8 protein-coding genes are annotated in these 6,267 nt (G+C 67.5%); 7 read left to right on the top strand and 1 reads right to left on the bottom strand.

Annotated features, from left to right (window positions below; all coding sequences use genetic code 11):
- From whiA to RTM68_RS02240, 7 genes are all read left to right on the top strand, one after another.
- The coding region (gene whiA, locus RTM68_RS02270) for a DNA-binding protein WhiA (protein WP_312167880.1) at window positions 1–347 on the top strand (347 nt) is incomplete at its 5' end.
- Window positions 348–533: 186 nt separating this feature from the next.
- A complete protein-coding gene (locus RTM68_RS02265) occupies window positions 534–1,160 on the top strand; it encodes a superoxide dismutase (protein ID WP_194763390.1) in 627 nt (208 codons plus the stop codon).
- Window positions 1,161–1,275: 115 nt separating this feature from the next.
- Window positions 1,276–2,286, top strand: coding sequence for a type I glyceraldehyde-3-phosphate dehydrogenase (gene gap / locus RTM68_RS02260; RefSeq protein ID WP_201470075.1), 1,011 nt, complete (start codon window positions 1,276–1,278; stop codon window positions 2,284–2,286).
- A 10-nt stretch (window positions 2,287–2,296) separates the two neighbouring features.
- Window positions 2,297–3,511: a phosphoglycerate kinase gene (locus RTM68_RS02255; protein ID WP_312167877.1), complete on the top strand. Its 1,215-nt coding sequence runs from the start codon at window positions 2,297–2,299 to the stop codon at window positions 3,509–3,511.
- A complete protein-coding gene (gene tpiA, locus RTM68_RS02250; protein WP_312167875.1) occupies window positions 3,502–4,293 on the top strand; it encodes a triose-phosphate isomerase in 792 nt (263 codons plus the stop codon). The genes RTM68_RS02255 and tpiA overlap by 10 nt, the downstream gene beginning before the upstream one ends.
- 85 nt (window positions 4,294–4,378) lie before the next feature.
- On the top strand, window positions 4,379–4,627 hold the full coding sequence (gene secG / locus RTM68_RS02245) for a preprotein translocase subunit SecG (protein WP_194763386.1): 249 nt from the start codon (window positions 4,379–4,381) through the stop codon (window positions 4,625–4,627).
- A complete protein-coding gene (locus RTM68_RS02240) occupies window positions 4,627–4,980 on the top strand; it encodes an RNA polymerase-binding protein RbpA (protein ID WP_194763385.1) in 354 nt (117 codons plus the stop codon). The genes secG and RTM68_RS02240 overlap by 1 nt, the downstream gene beginning before the upstream one ends.
- Before the next feature lie 80 nt (window positions 4,981–5,060).
- On the opposite strand, the gene RTM68_RS02235 is transcribed toward RTM68_RS02240, so the two are convergent.
- The gene (locus tag RTM68_RS02235; protein ID WP_312167874.1) at window positions 5,061–6,266 is read right to left on the bottom strand and encodes a hypothetical protein; all 1,206 of its coding nucleotides are present in this window, start codon (window positions 6,264–6,266) and stop codon (window positions 5,061–5,063) included.
- Between the last annotated feature and the right edge of the window lies 1 nt (window position 6,267).

Genomic DNA, 6,267 nt, shown 5'->3' with positions numbered 1-6,267 from the left:
TGCGTCAGCGCCGCGAGGTGCGCGCGGGGGTCAACCGCCTGGTCAACTTCGACGACGCCAACCTCCGCCGTTCGGCGCAGGCCGCGGTCGCCGCGTGCGCCCGGGTCGAGCGGGCTCTCGAGATCCTCGCGGACGACGTGCCCGACCACCTCAAGGTCGCAGGCGAGCTGCGTCTCGCTCATCGCGACGCCAGCCTCGACGAGCTGGGCCACCACGCCGACCCGCCGATGACCAAGGACGCCGTCGCCGGTCGCATCCGCCGCCTCCTGGCGATGGCCGACAAGCGCGCGCAGCAGGAGGGCATCCCCGGCACGGAGGCCGCGGTCCCCGCCGGACTCGACGTCTGAGACGTCCGTGGACACCAGCGAGGCGATCCCTGTCAAGGGGTCGCCTCGCTTCGTCATATCGGGGAAGGATCAGGGTCGACGACGCGTTGTCGTCACTAGGATGAGTTACGTCCGCTCCGCACCGCACTTCGGTGGCGCGGAGGATCGGCAAGCGCCGCGGCGCGGCGCGGATTGGATGAAAGCGATATGGCGACCTACACGCTCCCCGACCTTCCGTATGACTTCGCAGCACTGGAGCCGCACATCAGCGGCAAGATCATGGAGCTGCACCATGACAAGCACCACGCGACCTACGTCGCGGGCGCGAACACGGCACTCGAGCAGCTCGCCGAGGCTCGTGAGACCGGCAACCTGGCCAACGTGAACAAGCTCGAGAAGGACCTCGCGTTCAACCTCGGCGGTCACGTCAACCACTCCATCTTCTGGACCAACCTGTCGCCCACCGGCGGTGGACAGCCCGAAGGCGAGCTCAAGGCCGCCATCGACGAGTTCTTTGGCTCGTTCGAGAAGTTCCAGGCTCACTTCACCGCCAACGCGCTCGGCATCCAGGGCTCCGGCTGGTCGGTGCTCAGCTGGGACTCGATCGGTCAGCGCCTGATCATCCAGCAGCTGTTCGACCAGCAGTCGAACACGGCTCAGGGCACCGTGCCCCTGTTCCAGCTCGACATGTGGGAGCACGCCTTCTACCTCGACTACCTCAACGTGAAGGCCGACTACGTCAAGGCCGCCTGGAACATCGCCAACTGGGAGAACGTGGCCCAGCGCTTCGAGGTCGCCCGCGAGAAGACGAACGGCCTGCTGGTACTGTCGTAATCGGGTCGCGTCCCGACGGGCTCAGTCTCGTCGGGACGCCATCTCAGCCAAAAACCCCCGCGCATCGCGTATGCACTTTTGCTGCGCACCGCGCACGAGAAACAGGGAGACCTGAGTGTCTGTCAAGATCGGTATCAACGGCTTCGGCCGCATCGGACGCAACTACTTCCGCGCGGCTCTCGCGCAGGGAGCGGACATCGAGATCGTCGCGGTCAACGACCTCACCGACAACAAGACCCTTGCCCACCTTCTGAAGTACGACTCCGTGGGCGGCGTCCTCGACGCTGACATCAGCTACGACGACGAGAGCATCACGGTCAACGGCAAGGCGATCAAGGCGTTCGCCGAGCGCGACCCCGCCGGCCTCCCGTGGGGCGAGCTGGGCGTCGACATCGTCATCGAGTCGACCGGCTTCTTCACCAAGGCCGAGCTCGCCAAGAAGCACATCGAGGCAGGCGCCAAGAAGGTCCTCATCTCGGCACCGGGAACCGGCGTCGACGGCACGTTCGTCATGGGCGTGAACGAGGACACGTACAACCCGGAGACCGACCACATCATCTCCAACGCGTCCTGCACGACCAACTGCCTCGCACCGCTGGCGCAGGTCTTCAACGACGCCTTCGGCATCGACCGCGGCTTCATGATGACGGCGCACGCGTACACCGCTGACCAGAACCTGCAGGACGGCCCGCACAGCGACCTGCGCCGTGCCCGCGCCGCCGCGATCAACATCACGCCGGCCTCGACCGGTGCTGCCAAGGCGATCGGCGAGGTTCTGCCCGAACTCCAGGGCAAGCTCAGCGGCTCGTCGTACCGCGTCCCGGTTCCCACCGGCTCGATCGTCGACCTCACGCTGATCACCGACCGCGAGAACCTCACGGTCGACGAGGTCAACGAGGCCTACAAGAAGGCTGCTGCCGACGGACGCCTCGCCGGCTTCCTGCAGTACAACGAAGACCAGATCGTCTCGAGCGACATCGTGCACAACCCGCACTCGTCGATCTTCGACGCGACGCTGACCAACGTCAGCGGCAACCTGGTCAAGGTCTCCAGCTGGTACGACAACGAGTGGGGCTACTCCAACCGTCTCGTCGACCTGACCGAGTACGTGGCAGAGCGTCTCTGAGACACCTCCCATGACTCTGCGCACCCTGGATTCACTGGGTTCGCTCGAGGGCAAGCGCGTCATCGTCCGTTGTGATCTCAACGTCCCCCTGCGGGATGGGATCATCACGGACGATGGCCGTGTCCGCGCCTCGTTGCCGACCCTCAATGCACTGATCAACGCGGGCGCCCGCGTCGTCGTGTGCTCGCACCTCGGACGCCCCGACGGTGCGCCCGACCCGCAGTACAGCCTCGAGCCGGTCGCCCAGCGCCTGTCCGAGCTGCTCGGCAAGCCGGTCGCGTTCGCGCGCGACACCGTCGGCGAGTCCGCTCAGGAGGCCGTGTCCTCGCTGGAGGACGGCGGCATCGTCGTCATCGAGAACCTGCGGTTCAACCCGGGGGAGACCTCGAAGGACGACGCCGAGCGCGGCGCCTTCGCGGCTCGGCTCGCAGAGCTCGGCGACGTGCTCGTCTCCGACGGTTTCGGTGTCGTGCACCGCAAGCAGGCGAGCGTCTACGACCTCGCCGAGCTGCTGCCGTCCGCCGCCGGTCTGCTCATCGCAGCCGAGCTCGACGTGCTCGACCGCCTCACCGAGAACCCGCAGCGCCCGTACGCGGTCGTGCTCGGCGGGTCGAAGGTGAGCGACAAGCTCGGAGTGATCTCGCACCTGCTGCCGCGCGTCGACCGCATCCTCGTCGGCGGCGGCATGCTGTTCACCTTCCTGAAGGCTCAGGGCCACGCCGTGGCATCCAGCCTGCTCGAAGAGGACCAGCTCGAGACCGTTCGCGGCTACATCGCCGAGGCCGAGAAGCGCGGCGTCGAGCTCGTGCTCCCGACCGATGTCGTCGTGGCGTCGTCGTTCTCGGCGGATGCCGACCACGAGGTCACCGCCGCTGACGCGATCGAGAGCACCGCTTTCGGTTCGTCCGGGATCGGCCTCGACATCGGACCTGAGACGGCCGCGCGGTTCGCGGAGGTCATCCGCGGCTCGAAGACCGTGTTCTGGAACGGCCCGATGGGCGTGTTCGAGTTCCCGGCGTTCGCGCAGGGAACGAAGGCCGTCGCGCAGGCGCTCACCGAGGTCGACGGCCTGAGCGTCGTCGGCGGCGGCGACTCCGCCGCGGCGGTGCGCCAGCTCGGATTCGCCGACGATCGCTTCGGTCACATCTCGACCGGTGGCGGCGCCAGCCTCGAGTTCCTCGAGGGCAAGAAACTACCCGGCCTGGAGGTGCTCGGATGGGCCTGAACGCCCGTACCCCGCTGATCGCGGGAAACTGGAAGATGAACCTCGACCACCTGCAGGCGGTCGCGTTCGTGCAGAAGCTGCACTGGACGTTGAAGGACGCGAAGCACGAGGACGGGTCGGTCGAGGTCGCGGTCTTCCCGCCCTTCACCGACATCCGCAGCGTGCAGACGCTGATCGACGCGGACAAGATCCCCTTCGCGCTCGGCGCGCAGGACATCTCGGCCCACGACTCCGGTGCCTACACCGGTGAGGTGTCGGGAGCCTTCCTCGCCAAGCTCGACGCGAAGTACGTCATCATCGGACACTCCGAGCGCCGCGAGTATCACGCGGAGTCGGATGACGTCGTCGCCGCGAAGACGAAGGCGGCGCTGAAGCACGGCCTCTCGCCGGTCATCTGCGTGGGCGAGACGGCTGAGGATCTCGAGAAGTTCGGCGCCAGCGCCGTGCCCGCCGGGCAGCTCGAGGCGGCCCTGCAGGGCCTGTCGAAGGACGCGGACATCGTCGTGGCGTACGAGCCTGTCTGGGCCATCGGCTCTGGCCAGGCGGCGACGCCGCAGCAGGCGCAGGACGTCTGCGCCGCACTGCGCACCGTCATCGCCAAGGTGCTGGGTGACGACGCTGCGGCGCGCACCCGGATCCTGTACGGCGGATCGGTCAAGGCTGCGAACATCGCCAGCTTCATGCGTGAGCCCGATGTCGACGGCGCACTCGTCGGAGGCGCGAGCCTCGTCGTCGACGAGTTCGCGGCGATCATCCGCTTCGAGAAGCACGTCGGCGTGTGAGCGCGTGCGGCGGGGCTCCGGCCCCGCCGCACCGTATACTTGACCGTTACCGGGGCAATCCTGCCCCAGCGAAAGGCTCTTCCTCGTGGAAATTCTCGAGTTCGTCCTGCAGGTCGTGCTGGGTATCACCAGCGTCCTGCTGACTCTCCTCATCCTGCTCCACAAGGGTCGCGGTGGCGGCCTGTCCGACATGTTCGGCGGAGGCATGACATCGGCGGTCGGATCCTCCGGCCTCGCAGAGCGCAACCTCAATCGCTTCACGGTGATCCTCGCCCTGGCGTGGTTCGTGGCGATCGTCGCGCTCGGTCTCATCACGAAGTTCGAGGTGATCTGATGGCTACCGGTGGAAACGCCATTCGTGGGACCCGCGTCGGTTCCGGCCCCATGGGCGAACAGGACCACGGCTACCACGCCGACCGCATCGCGGTCTCCTACTGGGACGGTCTCGGCAATGAGACGGTCCGCTACTTCGCCGCCGGCCTGCCGGAGGAGGAGATCCCCGAGACGATCGATCACCCGCAGTCCGGGCTCCCGGCCGGTCGCGACAAGGAGAATCCTCCTGCGCTCGCCAAGACCGAGCCGTACAAGACTCACCTCGCGTATGTGAAGGAGCGTCGTACCGACGAGGAAGCCGTCCAGCTCCTCGAGGACGCGCTCACTCAGCTGCGCGAACGTCGGGGTCAGTGACCTCGATCTGAGCTCATGATGGAGCCGCCGCGATCCGTTCGCGGCGGCTTCTTCTGTGCCCGCTGTGCTCAGAGCCCACGTCAGCGGCAGCCGTAGGCGGCGTCGATGTAGGACTGCGGAGGGTAGCCGTACGCCCAGACCCCGTTCGCGTCGTCGGTGAACCCCATGCTGATGGCCCACGCGGTGGCCCACTTCTCGATGCTGTCCTGTGTCGAGGAGTCGTACATGTCCTCGCACTTGACACTGATCGCGTGGCCGACCTCATGCGCGACGAGTGCCCGGCTGCGCTCGGACGGCCACTGCTCGGCCACCGAGTTCGACAGCTCGATCGTCGCGCGATCGGGGTCGTCCCACCACCATCGCGTGAGACCGCCCATGCTGCCGTTGTATCCGGCGCCGTTCACGATCTGATTCCAGTCGAACTCCAGCAGCACCCCGGGTGCCAGCGAGCGCGCGAAGGCCTCGATCTCCAGGCGGGCCCCTTCCAGCGGTCCGGACTTCTCGGCGAGCTCGACCTGTTCGGTCGCCACGACCTGGGCCGCAGCATCCTGCATCGCCACCAGCGCGCCGACGGCGGACTCATCGAGCGCGGTGGTGAGGGATGCGGCCGACGCCGCGTTGCGGAGCGCGACCACGGCGTCGTTCTTCGCCGACAGGTGCGCGGCTTCGAAAGCCGGAGCGGCTTCGGCTGCCGAAGCGAGGAGAGCGATACCGGCGTCCGTCACACGTGTGGCCGTGTCAGCGATCGATGGTGCCACGTCGCCGAGATCACGGTCGAGTCTCTGAAGATCACCCGTCTGCGCGGCGAGTTCACTCGATGCGGCGAAGAGGTCCCAGAACGCGTCGGGCTTCGGCCCGGCGACGGGAAGATCGGCGCCGAGCAGGTCCTGTGCCGGCCCCGAGACCTCGTCGGCCGCGGTCGCTGCAGCGGACAGCTCGTCTCGTGTGGAGGGGAGGGCGAGTATGCCCGAGTCCGTCTGCACGAGCAGTTCTGCGACGTCGGCATCCGCAGTGAGCTCCTCCACGTCCTGCCGAACGACGGTCGCGCTGCTCTCGGTGGAAGCCAGGGCGTCGTCGAAGCCGGCACGCGCTTCGTCATAGCCGATGTTCGCCGTGATCTGGATCGCGCCGACCATGACCGCCGCGACCGCCACGGTGAGGACGCCTACGACGGCTCCGGTGCGCGCGCGGCGGGGTCGCGGTGACCCGCCCACCGCGCTCGTGAAACGCACGGGGAGCGAATGGCTGCCGCTGGCGGAGCGGACCACGTCGACGGGTGCGGTCATG

The sequence above is a fragment of the Microbacterium sp. genome (assembly GCF_031988965.1).
Lineage (GTDB): Bacteria > Actinomycetota > Actinomycetes > Actinomycetales > Microbacteriaceae > Microbacterium.
Note: the sequence above shows the minus strand (reverse complement) of the source record. Positions and strands in the feature narration are given on the sequence as shown.

What these genes read in the sequence shown, in the direction of transcription:
- RTM68_RS02255 (WP_312167877.1), top strand. Translation starts at nt 2,297, where the DNA reads ATGACTCTGCGCACCCTGGATTCACTGGGTTCGCTCGAGGGCAAGCGC.
- RTM68_RS02265 (WP_194763390.1), top strand. Translation starts at nt 534, where the DNA reads ATGGCGACCTACACGCTCCCCGACCTTCCGTATGACTTCGCAGCACTG.
- RTM68_RS02235 (WP_312167874.1), bottom strand. Translation starts at nt 6,266, where the DNA reads ATGACCGCACCCGTCGACGTGGTCCGCTCCGCCAGCGGCAGCCATTCG.
- RTM68_RS02240 (WP_194763385.1), top strand. Translation starts at nt 4,627, where the DNA reads ATGGCTACCGGTGGAAACGCCATTCGTGGGACCCGCGTCGGTTCCGGC.
- tpiA (WP_312167875.1), top strand. Translation starts at nt 3,502, where the DNA reads ATGGGCCTGAACGCCCGTACCCCGCTGATCGCGGGAAACTGGAAGATG.